The sequence below is a fragment of the Vibrio sp. 2304 genome (assembly GCF_033339475.1).
In the GTDB taxonomy this organism is placed as follows: domain Bacteria; phylum Pseudomonadota; class Gammaproteobacteria; order Enterobacterales; family Vibrionaceae; genus Vibrio; species Vibrio alginolyticus.
The window spans coordinates 534076-555666 of the sequence record NZ_JAWOUQ010000001.1 but is presented as its reverse complement, the minus strand read 5'-3'; the positions used below and the strand labels follow the sequence as shown (position 1 = coordinate 555666).

General features: G+C 43.4%; 20 protein-coding genes. 17 read left to right on the top strand and 3 right to left on the bottom strand.

Translation table 11 applies throughout. The annotated features are described in order from the left end of the window. The first annotated feature begins 50 nt into the window (after window positions 1-50). Entirely contained in the window at window positions 51-296 is a 246-nt protein-coding gene (locus tag R7P64_RS02560; RefSeq protein WP_318123141.1) for a hypothetical protein, read from the top strand. Between the two features lie 367 nt (window positions 297-663). Here R7P64_RS02560 and malG read toward each other — a convergent pair whose 3' ends face one another. The 3 genes from malG to malE form a co-directional block, all read right to left on the bottom strand. Further along, on the bottom strand, window positions 664-1554 hold the full coding sequence (malG, locus tag R7P64_RS02555) for a maltose ABC transporter permease MalG (RefSeq protein ID WP_005375275.1): 891 nt from the start codon (window positions 1552-1554) through the stop codon (window positions 664-666). Window positions 1555-1566: 12 nt separating this feature from the next. Further along, on the bottom strand, window positions 1567-3141 hold the full coding sequence (gene malF / locus R7P64_RS02550; RefSeq protein WP_005375273.1) for a maltose ABC transporter permease MalF: 1575 nt from the start codon (window positions 3139-3141) through the stop codon (window positions 1567-1569). A 79-nt stretch (window positions 3142-3220) separates the two neighbouring features. After that, the gene (malE, locus tag R7P64_RS02545) at window positions 3221-4399 is read right to left on the bottom strand and encodes a maltose/maltodextrin ABC transporter substrate-binding protein MalE (protein ID WP_005375272.1); all 1179 of its coding nucleotides are present in this window, start codon (window positions 4397-4399) and stop codon (window positions 3221-3223) included. Window positions 4400-5071: 672 nt separating this feature from the next. Between malE and malK the strand changes: the two genes are divergently transcribed. The 16 genes from malK (at window position 5072) to R7P64_RS02465 (ending at window position 21473) form a co-directional block, all read left to right on the top strand. After that, a complete protein-coding gene (gene malK / locus R7P64_RS02540; protein WP_005375271.1) occupies window positions 5072-6190 on the top strand; it encodes a maltose/maltodextrin ABC transporter ATP-binding protein MalK in 1119 nt (372 codons plus the stop codon). A 422-nt stretch (window positions 6191-6612) separates the two neighbouring features. Further along, on the top strand, window positions 6613-8013 hold the full coding sequence (locus tag R7P64_RS02535; RefSeq protein ID WP_033906767.1) for an undecaprenyl-phosphate glucose phosphotransferase: 1401 nt from the start codon (window positions 6613-6615) through the stop codon (window positions 8011-8013). Between the two features lie 10 nt (window positions 8014-8023). After that, window positions 8024-9229 carry an outer membrane beta-barrel protein gene (locus R7P64_RS02530; RefSeq protein WP_017635284.1) on the top strand — a complete coding sequence of 402 codons (1206 nt, stop codon included), beginning with the start codon at window positions 8024-8026 and terminating at the stop codon, window positions 9227-9229. A 12-nt stretch (window positions 9230-9241) separates the two neighbouring features. After that, the gene (locus R7P64_RS02525) at window positions 9242-9775 is read left to right on the top strand and encodes a polysaccharide biosynthesis/export family protein (RefSeq protein ID WP_005375265.1); all 534 of its coding nucleotides are present in this window, start codon (window positions 9242-9244) and stop codon (window positions 9773-9775) included. Window positions 9776-9790: 15 nt separating this feature from the next. Next, a complete protein-coding gene (locus R7P64_RS02520) occupies window positions 9791-11971 on the top strand; it encodes a polysaccharide biosynthesis tyrosine autokinase (RefSeq protein WP_318118381.1) in 2181 nt (726 codons plus the stop codon). Next, window positions 11949-12758, top strand: a complete 810-nt coding sequence (locus tag R7P64_RS02515) for a putative capsular polysaccharide synthesis family protein (protein WP_053303826.1) — start codon at window positions 11949-11951, stop codon at window positions 12756-12758. Before R7P64_RS02520 ends, R7P64_RS02515 begins: the two co-directional genes overlap by 23 nt. A 2-nt stretch (window positions 12759-12760) precedes the next feature. Beyond that, the gene (locus R7P64_RS02510; RefSeq protein WP_053303827.1) at window positions 12761-13813 is read left to right on the top strand and encodes a glycosyltransferase; all 1053 of its coding nucleotides are present in this window, start codon (window positions 12761-12763) and stop codon (window positions 13811-13813) included. Next, window positions 13779-15026 carry an O-antigen ligase family protein gene (locus tag R7P64_RS02505; RefSeq protein WP_318118380.1) on the top strand — a complete coding sequence of 416 codons (1248 nt, stop codon included), beginning with the start codon at window positions 13779-13781 and terminating at the stop codon, window positions 15024-15026. Before R7P64_RS02510 ends, R7P64_RS02505 begins: the two co-directional genes overlap by 35 nt. Window positions 15027-15041: 15 nt before the next feature. Further along, entirely contained in the window at window positions 15042-15875 is an 834-nt protein-coding gene (locus tag R7P64_RS02500; RefSeq protein ID WP_005385851.1) for a putative capsular polysaccharide synthesis family protein, read from the top strand. After that, the gene (locus R7P64_RS02495) at window positions 15872-16903 is read left to right on the top strand and encodes a glycosyltransferase family 4 protein (RefSeq protein WP_005385852.1); all 1032 of its coding nucleotides are present in this window, start codon (window positions 15872-15874) and stop codon (window positions 16901-16903) included. Before R7P64_RS02500 ends, R7P64_RS02495 begins: the two co-directional genes overlap by 4 nt. Before the next feature lie 8 nt (window positions 16904-16911). Further along, window positions 16912-18219: an oligosaccharide flippase family protein gene (locus R7P64_RS02490; protein WP_213867405.1), complete on the top strand. Its 1308-nt coding sequence runs from the start codon at window positions 16912-16914 to the stop codon at window positions 18217-18219. Window positions 18220-18221: 2 nt separating this feature from the next. Continuing rightward, window positions 18222-18617, top strand: coding sequence for a VanZ family protein (locus tag R7P64_RS02485; RefSeq protein ID WP_033906760.1), 396 nt, complete (start codon window positions 18222-18224; stop codon window positions 18615-18617). Window positions 18618-18684: 67 nt separating this feature from the next. Continuing rightward, complete coding sequence (gene yqfB / locus R7P64_RS02480) at window positions 18685-19005, top strand: N(4)-acetylcytidine aminohydrolase (RefSeq protein WP_005385855.1); 321 nt, start codon at window positions 18685-18687, stop codon at window positions 19003-19005. Between the two features lie 50 nt (window positions 19006-19055). Further along, window positions 19056-19655 carry a TetR/AcrR family transcriptional regulator gene (locus R7P64_RS02475; protein WP_005385858.1) on the top strand — a complete coding sequence of 200 codons (600 nt, stop codon included), beginning with the start codon at window positions 19056-19058 and terminating at the stop codon, window positions 19653-19655. Window positions 19656-19806: 151 nt separating this feature from the next. Further along, a complete protein-coding gene (locus R7P64_RS02470; protein WP_170893371.1) occupies window positions 19807-20841 on the top strand; it encodes an NADP-dependent oxidoreductase in 1035 nt (344 codons plus the stop codon). Between the two features lie 14 nt (window positions 20842-20855). Further along, window positions 20856-21473: a glutathione S-transferase gene (locus R7P64_RS02465; RefSeq protein WP_318123140.1), complete on the top strand. Its 618-nt coding sequence runs from the start codon at window positions 20856-20858 to the stop codon at window positions 21471-21473. Window positions 21474-21591 lie beyond the last annotated feature (118 nt).

The following is a 21591-nucleotide window of genomic DNA, read 5'->3' as shown; positions in this document are numbered from 1 at the left end:
AGCTTTGCTTAAATCCATTCATTATTTTAGAGTTGGATAGAGTTTGGATCTTGAGACTAAAAGAAACGACCTTAAGTGAAGAGACGTTGACCAATTTAAAAGCGGTCGAGTACCAGTGGGTGAGAACCATGTACGTCGAGGGGTATAACGAAGCAGAAATTAATCATTACATTCAAACTTGCTTTGGCGGTGACGTTACCTTTGCTAATCTATTTCGTCGCGTCGCACTGCAGCAAGAAAGTTTGTACACGCTGCTTCAATACGTTGGATGCGCACCTTCCAGCCGAGAGTTTTAATCTCTTCCTTCCCTACCTCAATTTAGCTTTTTACTAAGCTCTAGTTATTTATGTGAAGTGCTACGCAGGGCATTATTCAAGCCCTGTGTAATCCATTGCAAAGCCGCTAACCTCTATCAACTTATTGCAAAATTGCCTTTAAAAGGCATAAAAAAACCTGAGTCTAAACTCAGGTTATGGTTACAAAAACTGTTAGTGATTGAATCGTAAGGAACTAAGCTAACAGCCAGCTATGCGTAACGCCAATAAAAGCCAAGATATTACTGATCGGCGGCCAAACCAAAATTGTAATATCCTTGCTAAGTATAAGGGCGACCATGTGGTCGCCCTTTTCTAGTTATTCTTATCAATCTCAGACCACAAGAGATTATCCTTTTACACCACCAGCGGTTAGACCACCAACCAACCAGCGCTGCGCAAGTAAGAATACGGCAGTGATTGGCACTGCTGAAAGTACAGCAGCTGCGGCAAAGTCACCCCACAAGTAGTTTTGTGGATATAGGTATTGCTGCATACCCACTGCAAGTGTGTACGAGTCTACATCAGAAAGCAGTAGTGACGCTACAGGAACTTCACCAATTACCATGATGAACGACAATATGAAGACTACCGCTAGGATTGGCACAGACAGTGGCAGCAATACCAAACGGAATGCTTGCCATGGTGTAGCACCATCAAGAGCCGCTGCTTCTTCTAGAGACGAGTCAATACTTTCGAAGTAGCCTTTAATGGTCCAAACGTGCAGTGCGATACCACCTAAGTAAGCGAAGATCAGACCGCCATGCGTGTTCAGACCAAGGAAAGGAATGTACTGACCCAGTTTGTCGAACAACGCGTACAGAGCAACCAGTGCCAACACCGCAGGGAACATCTGGAAGATCATCATCGCTTTAAGAATGGTGTTCTTACCTTTGAACTTCATACGAGCAAACGCGTAAGCCGATGTGGTTGATAGCGCCACGATTAGGATTGCAGAAATACCACCCACTTTTACCGAGTTCCACAACCATGTCATTACTGGGAATGGTGGCGGTGTAACTGTACCGTCTGGATTAGTCACCGAGAAACCTAATGCCAATTTCCAGTGATCAAGTGTTGGGTTGTCTGGGATCAGGCTACCCGTTGCAAAGTTACCTTCACGGAATGAAATCGCGATGATCATCAGTAAAGGGAAAATAATCAGTGCCAAGAATGCCCACATTGCAATATGAGTAGCCCAAACACGATACTTTAATGACTTACCTTGTACCATTGCCATTGTAATTTCTCCTTAGTCCTGAGCTACTTTAGTTACACGTAGGTTGATAAGTGCCAATGCGCCAACCAATAGGAAGATAAGCGTTGCTACCGCACTTGCTAGACCGAAGTCTTGACCGCCAGCACCTTCGAATGCGATTCGGTAGGTGTAACTTACTAGTAGGTCGGTGTAACCCGCAGGCTCTGATGTACCAATCATGTTTGGACCACCGCCAGTCAACAACTGGATAAGTACAAAGTTGTTGAAGTTAAATGCAAAACTCGCGATCAACAATGGTGTTAACGGCTTCAACATCATTGGTAGTGTGATACGTGTAAAGTTCGTGACAAAGTTCGCACCATCAATTGCTGATGCTTCATATAAATCGTCTGGAATCGCTTTTAGTAAGCCCATACACAAAATCATCATGTAAGGGAAACCAAGCCAAGTGTTCACAATTAAGATCATGGTTTTCGCCATGAACGGGTCAGAGAACCAAGCCGGGCTAATGCCGAATAAGCCTTCCAACAACATGTTGATCTCACCAAAGCTTTGGTTAAACAAACCTTTAAAGATCAAGATAGAAATAAACGCCGGAACTGCATAAGGCAGGATTAGCAACAAACGGTAAACTGAGCGACCTTTAAGTGCTTCCCACTGAACCACACTGGCAAGGACAAGACCAATAACAAGCGTAAACAATACGGTTAGCGCAGAGAAAACAATGGTCCAGATAAAGATACTGATAAACGGCTCTTTGATACCATCATCTTTCCAAACACGCTCAAAGTTGTGGGTACCAATGTTCACCACGAAACCTGGTGACACTGTGCTGCCAACAAATTGACCGTTTTCATCGACAGGCTGGTAGTAACCTACTTCCATATTTGGACGTAGCGTTTCTTCAGTCCGGTTGTTGTAAAGCGTTTCACCATCTTCTTGTAATGTGTACAAAGGCACAACTGCAGCAAATTTGCGCAGCCCACTCATACGGATATCATCACCGCTTGGCAAATGTAAATCGACACTGCTCAACGCACTGCGGTTCTTAACAATCGCCTTGATTGATTCTTTTTCACCCGTCACTTCTTCAATTGGTGAAAGATCAAACTCCGATGCTGAAAGGTTATCAAGCTGAAAAGTCGGGCTTGCAAGTAGCTCACCATCTTTTTCAACCACAAGTTGATGGCCTTGCTCCGTTTTATACAAAGTGAACGGGTAGCTATCACCACTTTGGTAAGTTCGGTCCAAAAGTACGTTCTGAGCGCGATCAAAAGAGAGTTGGTTCTTCGCGCTATAGTTGGTAAACGCCAAACCTATGGTGTACGCCAAAGGAAAAAGAATGAAAAGGATCATCCCTGCTATACCAGGGTAGATGTAACGGTGTGCGTACGTCTTTTTACTACCAAAGATGAACAACGCTAAAGCGGTAAGAATGAGCGTAAGTAGTGCAAACGCAATCTCACCGCGAGAATACATAAGGATTGTTGCGTAGCCATTGATGATGCCGACTGTGCCTAAAAGTGACCATTTCATGAACACTTTTTTGCTGCTCGGAAGGCTGGCTTCTGGTGCTGTCATAGCATTTGTACCTTGAACTGACTGCATAGGGAACCTGCTAGCGAATATAGAATAAATATAGAAAAGTAAGGAGGAGTTGCCTCCTCCTTAAAAAGGTCTTACTTAATTATTTAGTCATTTGTTTTTCTGCATCTGCAAGAGCTGCATCGACAGTTTGACGACCGTCAACTACGTTGATGATTGCGTTCTTAGCCGCACCCCAGAATGCGTTCATTTGAGGGATATTTGGCATGATTTCGCCGTTCATCGCATTGTCCATTGTTGCTGCGATACGAGTATCTGAATCTAGCTCACGTTGGAACGAGTTAAGTGCTACCGCACCTAGAGGCTTATCGTTGTTAACCATACGTAGGCCATCGTTTGTTAGTAGGTAGTTCTCAATGAACTCAACTGCTAGATCTTTGTTTGGAGACGCAGTGCTGATACCAGCCGTTAGAACACCAACGAATGGCTTAGAAGATTGACCTTGGAACTTAGGTAGCGTAGTCACGCCGTAGTTAACGCCAGACTTCTCAATGTTGCCCCAAGACCATGGACCGTTGATCGTCATCGCTGTTTTGCCTTGGTTGAACGCAGACTCAGACACGGAGTAATCCATATCCGCAGAGATTACGCCTTTATCAACTAAGCCTTTTACGAAGCTCATTGCGTCTTTAACGCCTTCTTTCGCGATACCAGCGTCTTTAACATCGTAACCTTCAGAAGTGTATTTAAACGCGTAGCCGCCATCAGCAGCCATTAGTGGCCAAGTGAAGTACGGTTCTTTTAGGTTCCACATGATTGCAGACTTGCCGTCTTTTTTAAGTTTTGCATCTAATGCTGCAACCTCTTCCCAAGACTTTGGTGGGTTTGGAACTAGGTCTTTGTTGTAGATTAGAGATAGAGACTCAACCGCAACTGGATAGCCGATCAATTTGCCGTCGTAACGTACTGCATCCCAAGCGAAATCAACGATACCTTCTTGAATATTCTTAGAAGGTTTAATTTCTGCTAGCAGGCCAGCTTCTGCGTAACCACCGAAACGGTCGTGAGCCCAGAATACGATATCAGGACCGTCGCCAGTCGCTGCAGTTTGAGGGAATTTGTCTTGAAGGCCATCTGGGTGAGCCACAGTCACTTTAATGCCTGTGTCTTCTTCAAATTTCTTACCAACTTCAGCAAGGCCGTTGTAGCCTTTATCACCGTTGATCCAGATAGTAAGTTGTCCTTCTTCGATGGCAGCATTAGCACCAAAAGAACCCAAAGCAACAAGAGTACCTAGTGCTACAGCGCTTAACTTTTTCATGTTCGTATCCTTTTTATATTTTTGATGTAGGGCTAGTCCATTGAGGTTCAGCCGTATTTCGACATATATCATCTGAAATAATCCAATATGTCTCATCCTCCTAATCCCTACGCCCTTACAATTATGACGTATTTTCGTGATCTAAATCGCCAAGGGTAAGAGACTCAAATCACAAAATGGATAGTTCCTGTGATCGGTTTCAACTTTAGGTGGTGCAATAATGTGATTTCCGACCAACTGCTTTCTTCCTCCTCCTTTTTTACTCCTCCCTTTCTACTCCCCCTACAATTATTTCTATTAGGAGGATGTCGCACTACGCACAATCTTAGAAACTGCAGTCATCCAAGAGTGGATGGTAAGAACCCTTTCCCAGCAGTGCCTACGTATTAGGAAAAAGATTTGCTGGTTTTGCATTGCCAGACGAGTGGAATGTCATTATTAGTGTTGTTTGTGGTAATTATTTCACGGGGGAGACAATACGAATAATGTGGGGGAGAGAAACTCGTACTTGGCTATGATGGGTAGCACTTCTATTTAGGACATTTTATTGAAGTGCTACCCTACTTTTCTTACCAACCGCAAGAACTTACCGATTCCTACTGTTACTGCTCGCTAGATAATTCATATAATGATGAGCGGTGAATAATAAAAAATTGATCGAGGACGAGCTACATGGCGAGTGTCACGTTAAAAAATGTTTGTAAAGCGTATGGCGACGTACTGATTTCTAAGAACGTAGACCTAACAATCAACGAAGGTGAATTTGTTGTTTTCGTAGGTCCATCAGGTTGTGGTAAATCTACCCTTTTACGTTGTATTGCCGGTCTTGAAGACATTACTTCAGGTGATTTGTATATTGGTGACCAGCGCATGAATGACGTCGAACCATCCAAACGTGGTGTTGGTATGGTATTCCAGTCTTACGCTCTTTACCCGCACCTTAACTTATATGACAACATGTCATTTGGCTTGAAACTAGCAAAAGCAGACAAAGCAGAAATCGACAAGCGTGTTGAACAAGCAGCAGAAATCCTACAACTAGGCCACTTGCTTGAGCGCCAACCAAAAGCACTTTCTGGTGGACAGCGTCAACGTGTGGCGATTGGCCGAACATTGGTATCGCAGCCAAATGTATTCCTTCTAGACGAGCCACTATCAAACTTGGATGCGGCACTGCGTGTAAACATGCGTGCACAAATCACGAAACTTCAACGCCAACTTGGTTGTACCATGATCTACGTAACGCACGATCAGGTAGAAGCGATGACAATGGCAGATAAAATCGTTGTACTAGACGGCGGTTATGTATCGCAAGTTGGTAAGCCGCTTGAGCTTTACCATTACCCACAAAACCGCTTTGTAGCTGGCTTTATCGGTTCTCCGAAAATGAACTTCATGAGCGTATTCATTGATGAAGTAGAAGCAGAGCGCGTCAAAGTTCAACTATCTAACGGCGTATCTTTCTGGATTCCGGTGGATGGTACAACAGTTAACCGCGGCGACCGAATGTCTTTAGGCATTCGCCCTGAGCACCTATTATCCGCTTCTGAAGCCGATGCAAGTATTCACGGTGAAGTGATGATTGTTGAGAAGCTAGGTAACGAAACTCAAGTATACCTAAATCTAGAAGGCGCGGACGCCGACGTTATTTTCCGTCAGCCTGACACACTTGCAGTCGACACTGGCGATAAAATCGAGATCGGTATTCCAGCTCATCGTTGTCACCTGTTCCACAGTGATGGTCGCGCATGCCGCCGCCTATACAAAGAAAACGGCGTAGAAGTCGAATAGTTCATTCGTCCTTACTCAAAAAAATCCCTCTCACTTGAGAGGGATTTTTTTATCTTAATAAATATCAGCAATTCGATACTAAATCATTAATCGTTAACGAATCAAATCACCCGTTTCTTCTACCCTCACATAAACCATTGTCTTTGTACTGATACTTCATTTTTAATACTTTTCCTCATTCCTCATAAGTAAGTACCAGCTTTTTCCTAACCCGCCAAACTTAGCCAAAGGGCTAAATATCATTCTTATTTCCACTTACCTCAACAAAGCAAATTTTTACACTTATCAACGAAATTACACGTGACAAAAAACTCAGCAGCATTCCACAGAATGCTCTGTGCATTAACTACTAATAACGTTCACGACACGGCAATTGGGGAAGACACCCAAGGGCGGTAGCGTGTCAGAAGGGAAACTGAGTCATGAAACAAAAAGGACTTATCCGCTCTCATGAGATGGAGTTCGCTTTTTTATATCGCATCTCAGATCTTGCTGTCATCGTCTCTTTTATGCTGCTTTTAGTGTTCAAAGACATGAATACTGCGATGGGGAAAGATTACGTCATATTGGCTTTCGTTGGAGGCATCTCCTTTCTATTTATGGCAGAAAGCGGCAATCTGTATCGCTCTTGGCGAACCAGTTCGTTTAAAGAGCAGATGTTTATTGTCTGTGTTGCTTGGGCGGTGACTTCTGCACTTATCTTTATTGTGCTGTATTTTTCTGAAGTCCATACCTTATTTGATAACACAATTTTAGCGCTGTGGTTTGCGATTACGCCCGCTCTGCTTTTAGCATGGCGAGTAACATTCCGTACCGGATTAGCCTATTTGAGAAAAAAAGGATTCAACACTCGCACTGCGATCATCATCGGCCAAACTCCTCACGGCATTACCCTAGCTAACGAAATTCAAAACCACACAGAACACGGCGTGCTTTTTGATGGCTTTTACGACGAACGATCTTCCGACAGATTGCCAAATTCTGATTATCCTATTAAAGGAGCTGTTGACCACGCCCTTGAGCGAGCTAAAAAAGGGGAAGTAGATTACGTCTATATCGCGATGCCAATGCACGCAAAAGAGCGCATTGCGTCACTTCTTAACCAATTCTCAGATACCACCGCAAATACGTATCTGATTCCCGACTTCTTCACTTATAACCTTTTACATTCTCGTTGGGCGCAGATCGGCCAAGTTCAAACACTAAGTGTCTTTGATACACCTTTTGCTGGAATTTCTTCTTGGGTAAAACGGTTTGAGGACATCTTGTTTTCGAGCATTATTTTGGTCTTAATCGCCCCTATTCTATTCGTCATTGCGATTGGCATTAAGGCAACTTCTAAAGGCCCTGTCATCTTTAAACAACATCGTTACGGTCTTGATGGACGCAAGATTGAAGTCTGGAAGTTCCGTTCAATGACAACCATGGATCAAGGTTCCAACGTGAAACAGGCGACAAAGAACGATCCTCGTATTACGCCTTTTGGCGGATTTCTACGTCGCACCTCTTTGGACGAACTACCTCAATTTATCAATGTACTGCAAGGGACCATGTCTATTGTCGGCCCACGCCCTCATGCCGTGGCACACAATGAAGAATACCGTCAGATCGTGGATCGCTACATGCTACGTCACAAAGTAAAACCAGGCATTACTGGCTGGGCACAGATTAATGGTTATCGCGGCGAAACCGACACCTTAGAAAAAATGGAAAAGAGAGTCGAGTTTGATTTGGATTACATCCACCATTGGTCGGTTTGGATGGACATCAAAATCATCTTTATGACCGTTTTCAAAGGCTTCACTGGTGCTAACGCTTACTAAGGTTGAGATTATGAAGAAACTGACAATGGCAATAGCATTGAGTCTGTTTTCTACTGACTTGCTCGCAGAACCGATGGCTTACCAAACCGAGTCTGGTATAGAGTTGATTCCCCTCGTAAAAACTTTCTACGAGGGAGATGACAACATCAATAAAGCGGAAAAATCCGGCAATGTAGAATCGGTCAATATTTGGGGTATAGAACCAAGCTTACTAGCACGTATAGAACGGAATCGCTATCGCGCAGATATTTTATATAAGTTAAAAGCTGGCTTTTCATCTGACGATCGCAACGACTTCGACGACCACACTTTTCAGTTTTCCAACTTTTTCGAATTTAATCATCGTCATCGTTTAGTGGTTGATTACCGTTTTCGCGCCCAGCATGAAGTTCGAGGAGAAGATATTACCGAAGGTAATGGTAGCGCAATCGACTCACCAATAGAGTTCAACCGTAACGATGTAAAAACCAATTATGTCTTTGGATCTAACGGTGCCAAAGGCAGACTCGAATTCGGTTTAGGCTATAGTGATAAAACCTATCAAAACTATCGTGACGGCTTGCCTGGGCGCCCAAACGCTAAAACTAAATACAACGATTTTCGAGCTCCCAATGCACATTTGGAGTTCTATTTAAGAGCGACGCCAAGAACCTATTGGTTAGTCGGAACAAACCAAATCGTAACCGAGTATCAGCACCGAAATTCTGCGCAGCCATCGAAAGATAACAACACCAGTTTCTATTACACCGGTGCCGAATGGGAAGTCACAGGAAAAACCAAAGGCATCGCTCGACTCGGTTATCAAATCAAAGATTTTGACAGCGCTCAACGAGAGACATTTAAAGGCTTTAGTTGGGATATCGGCTTTGAATGGTTGCCTCAAGAACAAACTCTAGTCAGCGTGAAAACCACTCAAGCGGCGGTTAACCCCGATCAAGATGGCGATTACAACCTACAAACTCGTTACCGACTGAACCTGAAGCACGATTGGAATAGTTACCTTGCAACTCGCTTAGGTGCTGTTTATCAACAAGATGATTACACGGGAATCTCCAGAAACGACGATCGGTACACTCTATCTTTTGGTATAGATTATCAGATCAAACGTTGGATACAGCTGCAAGCCGATTGGCAATACCAAGATAAAAACTCTAGCCGATCGGATTATAGCTTCGAACAAAATATTTGGACTTTAAGCGCACAGTTTTCTCTGTAAAAAGGATTATTAATGAAGGCATTCATCAAATTCATGAGTGTAGCGTTGTTGCTATTTAGCACTTTGGTCAACGCTGACTCAAACGAGGAAGATTACTTACTCGATACTGGCGATACCATTTCCGTGCAGGTCTATGGTGAAGAAGATCTTACGATTAAAAATATTCTAATAACGTCAGATGGCTACTTTGATTACCCCTACCTTGGCCGAATTAAAGCAATCAAAAAAACACCAAAACAACTCAAGTACGAAATAGAAACGGGCTTAAAAGGCGATTATCTCATCAATCCAAAAGTGATGGTCACCATCAATAACTTTCGTCTGTTTTACGTTAATGGAGAAGTCAGGAAACCTGGTGGATTTGAGTACCGTCCAGGGTTAACCATAGAGAAGGCCATCGCTCTAGCAGGTGGCTTGACCGACAGAGCCTCACGCAAAGGCATTAACCTCACCAAGCATAAAACAGGTCAAACGATGGAGGGGGTCAGTATGCACCGCAACGTTGAACCTGGTGACATTGTATTTATTGACCAGAGCTTCTTTTAAGTGACAGGGAATCAAATGAACGGGACTCATCCAAATAATCTCCAGATGAACAAAGTAGAACTGATTCGTTTTGGCCATCACTTCAAAGCGATTAAAAAGAATTGGCTAAGCATCGCAGCATTCACGCTTCTGTTCTCATTAACTTGTACTTGGTATATCTACTCCAAAGCATCGATATACCAAGCTACAGCTACGCTACTCATCCAAGAGGAGCAAAAAAGCGCCCTTTCAATCGAGGAAGTATATGGCGTCGACACGACAAAAAAAGAGTACTTTCAAACGCAAATCGCCATTTTAAAATCGAATCATATTGCAGATAAGGTCATTAGGGAGCTGAACCTCACCCAATTACCTGAATTCACAAGCTCAGGGGGGGTAAATAAAAAAATCGACCAAATAAAGTCGATTCCTTTTGTTCAAGACCTACTGAATGTGGCACCAAGCCCAAAAGAAACCGCGCAGTTTTCAGAGTCCTATTATCAGGCACTTCAAGCTTTCAGAAGTAAACTCGATATTGAGCCAGTACGTAACACCCAATTAGTCAGAATTCGCTTTCGTTCTACCGATCCTAAGCTTGCTACGACAATCACCAATGCGGTCGGCCAAGCCTATATTGACGCAAATTTTGAAGCCAAATTGGTCGTTACACAAAATGCGGCTACTTGGTTGACAAATAACTCTCAAAAATTGGAGGAGCGATTACGTAACTCGGAGCAAGCGCTGCAAGAATTCTTGTTAAAAGAAGGGTTGATCGATATAAACGGTATTGATGAAATTTACGCAAATGAGCTAGAAGAACTCACTCGCAAGCTGAATATCGCTGTTAATAAGCGTATTGAAGCGCAGACGTTAATCCAACTGTTACGACGTAAATCTTCGCAAAGTTTAGACAGCTTGTTGTCAATTGATGAATTCGCTAATCAAGCGCAAATCCGCGATCTAAAATTGTCGGAAGCACAGGCAGCCAAAAATCTCTCTGAACTGGCACAGCGCTACGGACCTAAGCATGATCGAATGATTCAGGCGAAAGCACAGCTTACTGAAATTCAATCAAGAACCCAGCAACTCATCCGTGACATTTCCTTCAGTAAGCAACAAGACCTTCTTGCTGCAAAAGCGCAAGAGGACATGCTTCGAGCAGAACTCGATAACAAAAAGTCAGACTTCCAATCGTTAGGGTCACAAAAAGCGCGTTACGAACAGTTAAAACGCGAGGTTGAATCCAATAAGGCACTCTATGAAGCGTTCTTAAATCGTGAGAAAGAGACCAACGCCACCAGCGACTACAAGAATGTCACTGCTCGCTTTACTGATAAAGCCATCATTCCTCTATTCCCGGTGGCACCACAACGAATCAAACTGGTACTAATTGCCACCTTTTTTGGCTTTGCCATTGCTTGCGCTCTAGTCATCATCTTAGAAACGATGCGAGAAGTTATCCGAAGCGCAGCCGATGTGCAGGAAAAACTTGGTGTTACGTGTTTAGGTGTGATTCCTATGGTCAAAAAACGCAATTTGCGTAAAAACGGCGTCAGTTATACCGCGTATTTAGATGATGAAGAAAAACTATTTAGTGAAGCTTGCCGCTCGGTCAGAACCTCGCTTCTGCTCAGATTAACCAACACGAAGCAAAAGATATTGCCCTTTACCTCTGCTATTCCAGAAGAAGGAAAAACATCGACCAGTATCAATATGGCGGTGTCGTTTTCAAAAATGGAAAAGGTGTTGATCATCGACTGCGATTTACGTCGACCTTCCATCGCAAAGCGATTCGGTATTGCTGAATCAAGCCCTGGCTTAACGCATATCCTGACTATGGATACGCCAATCAAAGATTGTGTTACACATATAAAAGAAGCCAACTTAGATGTATTACCGGCCGGCCTAATTCCGCCAAACCCACAGGAATTACTGGCTTCTGATCGCTTTAAAAAGTTGCTCGAACATTTTCAAAATAAGTATGACCGGATCATTATCGATACACCACCCCTACTGTCAGTGAGTGACGCACTTATTCTTGGTCAGTATGCCAATGGTCTGATCACCGTCATTCGCTCAGAATCAACAAAATCATCACTGGTTAACCTTGCGTTATCTAAACAAATACAACACTCAGTTCCATCTCTTGGCGTCTTAATCACACAAGCCAAGGCCAAGGAAGGAGAGACGCTTTATGTCCAGAAATACGCCTACTAACGTAAACCTATCTTGGTACCAAACGTTGAAAAGCCAAGAACAGCCGGTATTGATCTATCAAATGGGCAAAGTAGGTTCGAGTGCATTAGAGCATTCCATTCCTGACTCGATTCACTTGCACGACCTTATGACCGTCGATGCGCAAAAACAAATATCCCCCGTTAGAGCGCAATTGCATAAGCCTCAGATCAATGCGTTAAAGCGACGACTAAAGCGCATAACGATGAGCCGCATGTTAAAGCGTAAGAAAAAAGTTCGAATTATCTCGCTGGTGCGTGAACCGATCGGACGAAATGTCTCAATGTTCTTTCAAGCACTTCCTTTTTGGATGGCGGACAAATATCTAAAGGATGACAGCGCAATACGTACCGAACGACCGCAATTACTCCAAGAAGCATTTGATAAGCACATGAATCATCAATATGCGCTGCAGTGGTTTGACAACGAGATCAAACAACTAACAGGGATTGATGTGTTTAACGAGTCTTTTAATCACGAAGTAGGCTATCAAACATACCATAACAATAACTTCTCACTGTTGGTCATTCGAAGTGACAAGCTAACGAAGGCTAACTCCGCAGTTGAAGACTTTTTAGGTTACCCCGTGGATGTTGTTTATGAAAATCAATCAGACAACAAATGGTACTCGCCACTAATGAAAGAATTCAAAACGCAATTTCAACCTACACCCGAGTACGTTGAAGAAATGCTGAATTCTAAATTGACGAAGCACTTTTTCTCAAATACAGAAATCACCGACCTTAAACAGCAATATCTGACCAATTAATCATGAAAACCAAGATTCTACATATTATCAATGATCTTTCTCAGAACGGCGGTGCTCAGAAGTTCTTAGTCGACCTTGTTTTAGAACATAAGCCTGAATACGAAATCAAAATTTTGGTCTTGTGTGATGAAAATGATTACTTACCAATGCTATCCGCCCAAGGGGTAGAGTGTTTTAACTGGCGCACATTGTCATTGAGTGAGAAATTCTCTTTGCTGCGTTGGCCGGATGTCGTTCACGGGCACCTCTACCCTTCCATTTACCTAGCGCTATTGGCGGTAGGTAAAAAACGAATCCAGACTGAGCACTGTTCTTATAACCGTCGACGTGACTATCCGCTGTTTAAGTTCATGGAATACGTCTTATATTGGGGCCACGACTTGACGGTCAGTATTAGTGAAAAAGTACAAGATGAACTGGTGAAGTTCATGCCTCGCTATCAACATAAATATCACGTGGTGCACAATGGCGTTGATTTAAAAAGGTTTTCTATGACGCCAAGATTCGCCAGCCACCTAATCGACAAACCAGTTATCAAGATTGGAATGGTGGGCCGACTTCACCAACATAAAGACCATGAAACGCTTATCCAAGCACTTATCCATTTACCAAGACGATACGAACTCCACCTTGCGGGAGATGGAGAAAAAAAATCGTCACTGCAAGCATTGGCAACAAAAATCAACGTCGCGCAACGTGTTCACTTTCATGGCGTAGTTTCTGACGTTCCAGCCTTTTTGAACGACATGGATATTTACGTGCAATCGTCGCACGTCGAAGGCTTTGGTTTGGCGGCGGTTGAGGCGATGGCAGCAGGCTTACCCGTACTATCGTCGGACGTACCTGGTTTGGATGACGTCACCGGACGTGCCGAATATTTATTTCAAGTTGGTAACGCCACTGAACTGAGCCAAAAAGTTCTCCAACTGTGTGAAAGTGTTGAGCGGTATGACGCTGCAAGTCAATACTCAGTCAATAGGGCCTCTCTTTACACCATCGATAAATTTCGTGAAGGTTACTATGGAATCTACCAGCAGCTTTGCGCCAACAAATAGTTCCGCGCCATCGAGCCATCGCGCCTCATTGCTTGCAGCATGCCTATTAGTATTGTTCTTTATTCCAATGAAGTTTCGTGCTGGAGGAATAGCGCTAGCCCCATCTGACATCGCAAGCCTTTTGTCTATTGGTTTTACTGCATTAGTGGTATTGGAAAGAAAAGCTGAAAAACTCATACATCCCTGTATGGGGTTCCTCGTATTGTTCACTGGGTATGTGTTCATAAATGGTCTGCTAAATCGCGTCCCTTTAATGCCGCTAGTTATAGAAACTGTGCAATGGTTAGCGATTTTGTGCCTACTGAGCCTAATGTACGCCTATGGCGTGTTTGATGACGAACGGGTAATGGTTTATTTCACGTATCTGTTGTTTTTCATCTGTTCGCTCGTTGCCTTATGGCACTTTGCTCAGGGCTATCAAAGTGGGTTTAAGTTACTCGGGGTAAGTAAATACGGGTTCGGTGTACTGTGCTCACTACTGTACCTTTATCGAGATAAAATTCGCGCTTTCCACCTTTTGATGCTCGTAGCTTTAGTATTACTGGTGTTGTCACAAGAAAGAAAAGCGCTACTTGGTTTTTGTCTGCTTTTCTTCTTTGACCAACTGCTCGTAAAAAACTTAATGAGAAAATCGCTCAGCGAAACGTACACGTGGGCGATTTTATTAGCCTTGAGCTTCATTGTGTTTACTGCCGTCACAACCACACTCTACGTTGGGTTTGAAACTCTAGCAGACACATTGGAAATAACCCAAGAAGACGTCTTATTTGCCAACCAAAGTGAAGCCCGCTGGGTATCGAATCTTCATAGAAAACTTTTACTTGCCAATGGGCTAGATATTTTACTTCAACACCCAGTGTTAGGTGTCGGCGCGAAAATGTTACCCAACTTTATGATCAGTTACTTTAACTATGATGAGCTGGCGATCTACACCCACAACTTTGTGTTAGATACCGCAATTGAATACGGATTGCTTGGTATTGGTCTGCTGTTTGGTGGTTATTTTCTTTTTATTCGCTTTTGCTTCCGTAGTCTTAATGAAAACAGAAAAAGCCTATTACTTGCGATATACGCCCTCATCATGGTGTTTTTCGTTGCGGTAAACACCACCATAATTTTAATACTCTTGTTACCCGTCATGATCAGCATGAGCAACGACTCAAGGGCCATAGCTCATACTTTTCCGGTAAACCATCACCACGAATATGAATAATCAAGGATAGGATAGATGAAGTATTCAATCTCTCGACAATTTGAAAAGAACCGAGAACTCCAAGCTGATAATTTTGTTTTAGTTTACCAAATGGGTAAAGTTGGCTCCTCATCAATTGAGCACACGCTAGGGGAGAAAAATATCCCGAGCTATCACATCCACACCTTTGATGATCACGAAGAATTTCACATGTATCACAATAAAAAAGACGTGAGTAAATTCTTCGACTTCCGAAACCGCGCACTCTATCGCTTAGTGCTCAAGCAGCGAAAACGTATCTTACAAAAACGCGAGCAGATTAAAATCGTTACGCTGGTCCGCGATCCAATCGCAACTGTCTTTTCTCGCTTCTTTCAAGATCTCCATTTGCAATTTATCGAAGGCAAAAAGAACGATGCAATTCACCGAGATATGGAAGTCACGTATCAGCACCTCGAGCATTGCTTTGATAACTATATCAATCTCAACTATTTTGCGGACTGGTTCGACAACGAGTTAAAGCGTAATTTCAATATCGATGTGATGCGCCAAGAGCTGGACAACACTCACCCTTTCTTCACATTCCAGAACGATCAGGCCAACGTCATGCTAATCAAATGCGAACAGCTCAGTTCTCTTGATAAAGAAATCGGTGAGTTTCTTGAGTTGCAAGACTTCGTGCTGAAAAACAGCAACGAAGCGAAAAACAAGTGGTACTCCAATATCCACCAACACTTTAAGAATCACTACGACTTCTCAAAACTGTTCTATATGTACGATCTTCCCTTGTATCGCCACGTTTATTCAGAGCAAGAGCGTGATGCTTTTAAACACAAATGGATGCAAACACCAGGGACAAAATCATCATGAAGAAAGTGCTCCATGTTACAGAAGCATTTGGAGGTGGCGTTCAAACCGCCCTCTATAGTTATGTTCACTCATCCAGAGACGAGCCTTATCAGCATTTCTTGCTAGCCAGAGCCCGAGAAAACGACTTGACCAATGAGAACAACCACCACATTTTCGTACAGACAAAGTGGGTAGAAGGCGGCTTGCTTCAATTTATTCGCGATGCAAACCACATGATTGCATCACTTGGCCCCGACGTCGTGCATTTGCACTCGAGTAAAGCAGGATTTCTCGGCCGATTTCTAAAGCTTGGCAAGGCACGCTTGGTTTACACACCGCACTGTTATGCCTTCGAACGTGAAGATATCTCAGAGCTTGCACGCCAGATCTATAAAGCACTAGAGAAAGTAAAACTGAGCAAAATTGATGTGGTTGCAGGCTGTAGCCAACGAGAGTGTGACCTAGCCATTAGCATTGGTGCGAAACGTGCCGAACTGCTCAACAACTACGTGTCTTATCAAAGTGAAGATCGTATAGAGCGAAACAAGCAAGAAGCGCTGAAGCTCGTTGTACTTGGTCGTGTCGCGCCCCAAAAAGATCCTCAGTTTCTTATCAGCACATTGCAGTTCCTTAATCGGTATGCGCTTAACCGCCCGATAGAGATCACATGGATAGGTGGCGGTGACCACGTACTCGAACAGAAATTACGCACTGAAAATGTGGATGTAACGGGCATGCTGCCTCGCGATGAGGTAGTTGAAAAGCTCAAGGGTTCAGACCTTTATCTACATACTGCAGCATGGGAAGGGATGCCGTTAACCATTCTAGAAGCATCCAAGTTACATCTTCCTATGGTTATTCGGACCATCGGCGCAACCAAAGATCTCAACTACCCGTTTTTAGCGCTCACACCTGAAGAAATGGCCAAGCAGATCGCGCATTGTGTCAATCATTATGAAGAGATCGATTTTCGCCAATATACAGCAGAATTAAACGATGCCTTCAGTGAAGAAAAACAGCGCCTCGCACTCAATAATATTTACGGTTAAATGCCCCTATGTTTCACACTGTTCAACAAAAATTACTGTTGATGCCCAGCGGTAAAAAAAGCTTGTTATCTACTGGATTAAAAACCGCAATCACGCGTGTGTTGAGTGCGCTATTTGCTTTTTTACTGACTCTGATTGTATCGAAGACCAGTGACGCTTCGACGGCCGGTCAATTTTTCTTTTTATTCAACCTAGTCTCGCTACTCGCTATTGTTTCTCAGCTAGGTTTTGATGTCTCGTTAGTTCGTTACAATGCGATCGCTTTTAATAACAAAGAGAAGCTTGAACAAAGCCAAAACTATAAAACCGCACTTTATCGAAGTATGGCATTTTGCTTGCTCGCCATAGGCGTTTTGTTGGCAGGGTTTAATCTGTTTCCAGAACAGCTAAACCAGACTCAATCACCAATGTATGCGATTACTTTATGCTTGCTTTGTATACCTTTCTTGGTGCTTGCGCAAACCAACAGTCGGGTGCTTCAAGCATGTAGAAAAGTCGTATCATCTCTGTTTGCGTTGCAGCTTGGGGTAAGCATGTTGATGGTCATTTTTGTCTTTGCCCTAGACTATATCGGTCAGCAAAATATCAACAATCTAATGACCGCACTGCTTTTAGCGAGCATAGGCGTCGCGGTCATATCTAGTGCCAATTGGCTTGGCTCAGATCAATATCAAACATCGGCTTTCGTACCAAACAAAAAAATGGTCGCTTCTGCCAAGCAAGTCTGGGTTGGCAGTATCTTCACGAATGTTCTTCAATGGGGAAGCCTTGTTATTGCGGGCTTTTTTATCTCAACAGCGGAAATCGGTTTGTTAGCCGCAGCCCAACGCACATCACTACTGATTGGCTTTGTGCTGATTACCATTAACTTTGTGGTCGCCCCGATGTTTGCCTCTCTCTACAAAGAGCGTCAAATGCGCAAACTGCAGAACCTGAGCCGCTTGGCGTGCCGAGCCAATGTTGGTTTAGCGATTGTACCCGTAATTATTTGCACCCTCTTCCCCGAGTTTGTAATGCAGTTTTTTGGTGAGGAGTTTCTCGCCGCGGCACCACTATTAGTCGTCCTTTCTCTGGGGCAGTTAGTCAATGTTGCGACTGGTTCAGTAGGTTTTTTATTATTAATGAGTGGTCATGAGAGAACCATGAAATACATTACAATTTCCTCCGGTACGGTGTCCATCTGCCTACTTGTTACGCTTTGTCAAATGTTTGGTGTGATTGGTGCAGCGTGGGCAATGGCAATTGGCATGGCTATCCAGAATTTAGCTGCACTGTACTTTGTAAAACGTTACTTAGGCTTCTTTCCAATAGGTTAATTATGGCTTTAATACTGGCACGCACGAGTTTTGTTTTAGTCCTGATGCTAACCGCTTCACTCTCTTTGTGGAAAAGCTCTGACCTACACCATACTGCTTACCTGCAAATGGAAACCTACTTAGGCGGATCAAGTACGCTTCACTTTACTTTCAGTTTATTGATCGGCTTTTTATCGGTCTTCACGTTCCCTTCTCTGGTGAGCTCGAATAAAACCGACGTTTTTGGGATTCGTCTTTTGCTACTGCTGTTAGCTATCGTTTCAATGGAAGAAATAAGCCAACTTTTTATTCCAAATCGATCATTTAGTTTTGATGATCTCAGCACCAACTGGATAGGCGTTATCTCAGGTTACTTTAGTGCCAAGTTAATTCGCTTCATCCGCGCTCGATCGTTCTAGTAAAACAGGAATATCTGGGGTATTTGGGTATATAATTACGCCAAACAACCAGACTAACGAGTACATCATGCCATCTCATCCAACCAAGATAACTTTTTTTGAATTCTTAACCCCGTTGATCACGTCAGGCAAAAAGACGATAACGATTCGAGATGAATCAGAAAGCCATTACGTTCCCAATACAGAAGTCGAAGTTTTTACCTTAGAAACGGATCGTAAAGTCTGCGATATCAAGATACGCTCTGTAGAACCACTTCACTTTGAAGATATTAATGAGTTTCATGCAGAACAAGAAGCCATCGAACTACCAAAACTCAAGCAGTTAATTCGAGAAATCTACCCAAATACCGACACGCTCTTTGTTATTGAGTATGAGCTGATTAAATAACCCACAACAAATACTAGACGACTGGTCTAATTCATTCTATAGTACACTCCATGAACGCAAAGACGAATGACACACGCCAACATATTCTCGACGTCGGATACGAGTTGATCGTAAACCGAGGGTTCACGAGTGTTGGTCTTTCAGAGCTATTAAAAAAGGCCGCAGTGCCAAAAGGCTCGTTTTATCATTACTTCAAGTCCAAAGAACAATTTGGTGAAGCGATGATTCAAGACTACTTTACTAAGTATTTTGAGCGTTTAAACGCACGCTTTACAAATACTGAACTGAGTGGCTACCAACGCCTAATGAGCTATTTCGAAGAAATGGTCAAAGTAGAAGACGACGTGTGTAATGCGAACAAATGTTTATTGGTTAAGTTAAGTGCAGAAGTCTCCGATCTCTCTGAGTCAATGCGCTTGGCATTACGCCAAGGAGCAGACAAAACCATTCAAGCGATAGCGGATTGCATAGACATCGGCATTCAAGATGGCTCAATCCCCAATGGTGACAGTGCGTTATTAGCAAGGCAGATATACTACCTTTGGAATGGCGCTAGCTTGCTGAACAAACTTTATCAAGATCAGGCAGCATTGACGCAAAGTCTGACCTATACTCAACACTTACTGCAGAATACGCGCACTTGCCCATAACGGGCGGCGTGGAAGCAGAATGAACACCCTACACACGTTTCACTGTCAGAAAAAGCGTCAGTGTTAACACAGTAAACCTTCCCGCTTTACATAAGCGGGATATTTTGAAACAAACACTAGACGACCGGTCTAATCAACAAGTGAGATAGATATGACTAACGCAACAAATCGCAGAATAGTACTCGCGTCACGTCCCCATGGTGCACCGACACAAGAAAACTTTCGTTTAGAAGAGGTAACGAAACCGACTCCGAAAGAGGGTGAAATGCTATTGAGAACGGTTTATTTATCTCTAGATCCATACATGCGTGGTCGCATGAGTGATGCCGAATCATACGCTGACCCTGTTGCAATTGATGACGTAATGGTCGGTGGTACAGTTTGTCAGGTAGAAGCATCAAACCACCCAGATTACGAAGCAGGTGAATGGGTTCTTGCCTACACTGTTGGCTGGCAAGACTACGCTATCTCAACTGGTGAGATGGTCATTAAACTTGGTAAAGAACCGAAAAATCCTTCTTACGCGCTAGGCGTTGCAGGTATGCCAGGATTTACCGCGTACATGGGTTTACTCGACATTGGTCAGCCAAAACCAGGGGAAACCATCGTGGTAGCAGCTGCTACGGGGCCTGTAGGCGCAACAGTTGGTCAAATTGGTAAAATCAAAGGTTGCCGAGTTGTTGGTATAGCAGGCGGAGAAGAAAAATGCCGTTACGCTAAAGAGGTGCTTGGTTTCGATGAGTGTATTGATCACAAAGCTGAAGACTTTGCAGAACAACTGAAAAATGCCTGTGACAAAGGTATCGATGTTTACTTCGAAAACGTAGGTGGCAAAGTATTCGAGGCTGTAATGCCACTTCTGAATACAAATGCGCGTATCCCACTTTGTGGTTTGATTTCTCAGTACAACGCGACAGAGCTGCCTGAAGGTACCGACCATCTTCCATTACTAATGGGTAAGCTCCTGACCAAACGAATCAAGGTGCAGGGCTTCATCATTTTTGATGATTACGGACATCGTTACGGTGAATTTGCGCAAGATATTAATCAATGGTTGGCAGAAGGAAAGATCCAATACCGCGAACATCTAGTACAAGGACTGGATAATGCGCCAGAAGCATTCATCGGTCTGTTGGAAGGTAAGAATTTCGGCAAACTTGTAGTACAGATTAATGACCCATTATAAAAAGGGATATGTAAATGATTAAACTTCACCACCTCAATCAGTCTCGTTCAAAGCGCATCATTTGGTTACTTGAAGAGCTAGATGTAAATTACGAAATTGTACCCTATGTCCGTGATTCCGTGACCTTCATGGCACCGCCAGAACTAAAAAGTGTTCACCCATTAGGAAAGTCACCTGTTCTTGAAGATAACGGCGAGATTATCATTGAGTCAGGTGCAATGACCGAATATTTGATTGAGAAATACAGTGACGGAGCCTTTGCTCCTGAGCGCGGTACAAAAGCACACACAGAATATTTGCAATGGATGCACTTTGCAGAAAGCTCTGCAATTTTACCTATGCTGCTAAAAACCTTCGTAAGCAAAGAGCCAAATGAAACTCAGTTTTTATCAGGCTATGCCGACAAGGAAGCAATGAATGTACTAGGCTACTTCGAGCAATCCTTAGAAGGCAAAACTTACCTAGTAGAAGAGCGTCTGACTGGCGCTGACATCATGATGTCTTTCATTGTCGAATTGGTTCAAAAGTTTGGTTTAGTTAATCACTTCCCTAATATTGAACGTTATGGGAAACAGCTCGCGACACACCCAGCATTTGCAAAAGCTGAACAACTTGAAGTGAAGTACTCTTAATTACTTCCCCCCTTTCGCCCCTTTGATGACACGTAAAACTTCATTTAAGGGGCGATATTACTAGCATCGCAGACACGCTAACTGGATAGCGCTCCCCCCCCAGTAAATCGCTTTCGAG

Bases quoted from the DNA above. Each gene is read 5' to 3' on its own strand.
- malG (WP_005375275.1), bottom strand. From the start codon at position 1,554: ATGGCAATGGTACAAGGTAAGTCATTAAAGTATCGTGTTTGGGCTACT.
- malF (WP_005375273.1), bottom strand. From the start codon at position 3,141: ATGCAGTCAGTTCAAGGTACAAATGCTATGACAGCACCAGAAGCCAGC.
- malE (WP_005375272.1), bottom strand. From the start codon at position 4,399: ATGAAAAAGTTAAGCGCTGTAGCACTAGGTACTCTTGTTGCTTTGGGT.
- malK (WP_005375271.1), top strand. From the start codon at position 5,072: ATGGCGAGTGTCACGTTAAAAAATGTTTGTAAAGCGTATGGCGACGTA.
- R7P64_RS02535 (WP_033906767.1), top strand. From the start codon at position 6,613: ATGAAACAAAAAGGACTTATCCGCTCTCATGAGATGGAGTTCGCTTTT.
- R7P64_RS02530 (WP_017635284.1), top strand. From the start codon at position 8,024: ATGAAGAAACTGACAATGGCAATAGCATTGAGTCTGTTTTCTACTGAC.
- R7P64_RS02525 (WP_005375265.1), top strand. From the start codon at position 9,242: ATGAAGGCATTCATCAAATTCATGAGTGTAGCGTTGTTGCTATTTAGC.
- R7P64_RS02520 (WP_318118381.1), top strand. From the start codon at position 9,791: ATGAACGGGACTCATCCAAATAATCTCCAGATGAACAAAGTAGAACTG.
- R7P64_RS02515 (WP_053303826.1), top strand. From the start codon at position 11,949: ATGTCCAGAAATACGCCTACTAACGTAAACCTATCTTGGTACCAAACG.
- R7P64_RS02510 (WP_053303827.1), top strand. From the start codon at position 12,761: ATGAAAACCAAGATTCTACATATTATCAATGATCTTTCTCAGAACGGC.
- R7P64_RS02505 (WP_318118380.1), top strand. From the start codon at position 13,779: ATGGAATCTACCAGCAGCTTTGCGCCAACAAATAGTTCCGCGCCATCG.
- R7P64_RS02500 (WP_005385851.1), top strand. From the start codon at position 15,042: ATGAAGTATTCAATCTCTCGACAATTTGAAAAGAACCGAGAACTCCAA.
- R7P64_RS02495 (WP_005385852.1), top strand. From the start codon at position 15,872: ATGAAGAAAGTGCTCCATGTTACAGAAGCATTTGGAGGTGGCGTTCAA.
- R7P64_RS02490 (WP_213867405.1), top strand. From the start codon at position 16,912: ATGTTTCACACTGTTCAACAAAAATTACTGTTGATGCCCAGCGGTAAA.
- R7P64_RS02485 (WP_033906760.1), top strand. From the start codon at position 18,222: ATGGCTTTAATACTGGCACGCACGAGTTTTGTTTTAGTCCTGATGCTA.
- yqfB (WP_005385855.1), top strand. From the start codon at position 18,685: ATGCCATCTCATCCAACCAAGATAACTTTTTTTGAATTCTTAACCCCG.
- R7P64_RS02475 (WP_005385858.1), top strand. From the start codon at position 19,056: ATGAACGCAAAGACGAATGACACACGCCAACATATTCTCGACGTCGGA.
- R7P64_RS02470 (WP_170893371.1), top strand. From the start codon at position 19,807: ATGACTAACGCAACAAATCGCAGAATAGTACTCGCGTCACGTCCCCAT.
- R7P64_RS02465 (WP_318123140.1), top strand. From the start codon at position 20,856: ATGATTAAACTTCACCACCTCAATCAGTCTCGTTCAAAGCGCATCATT.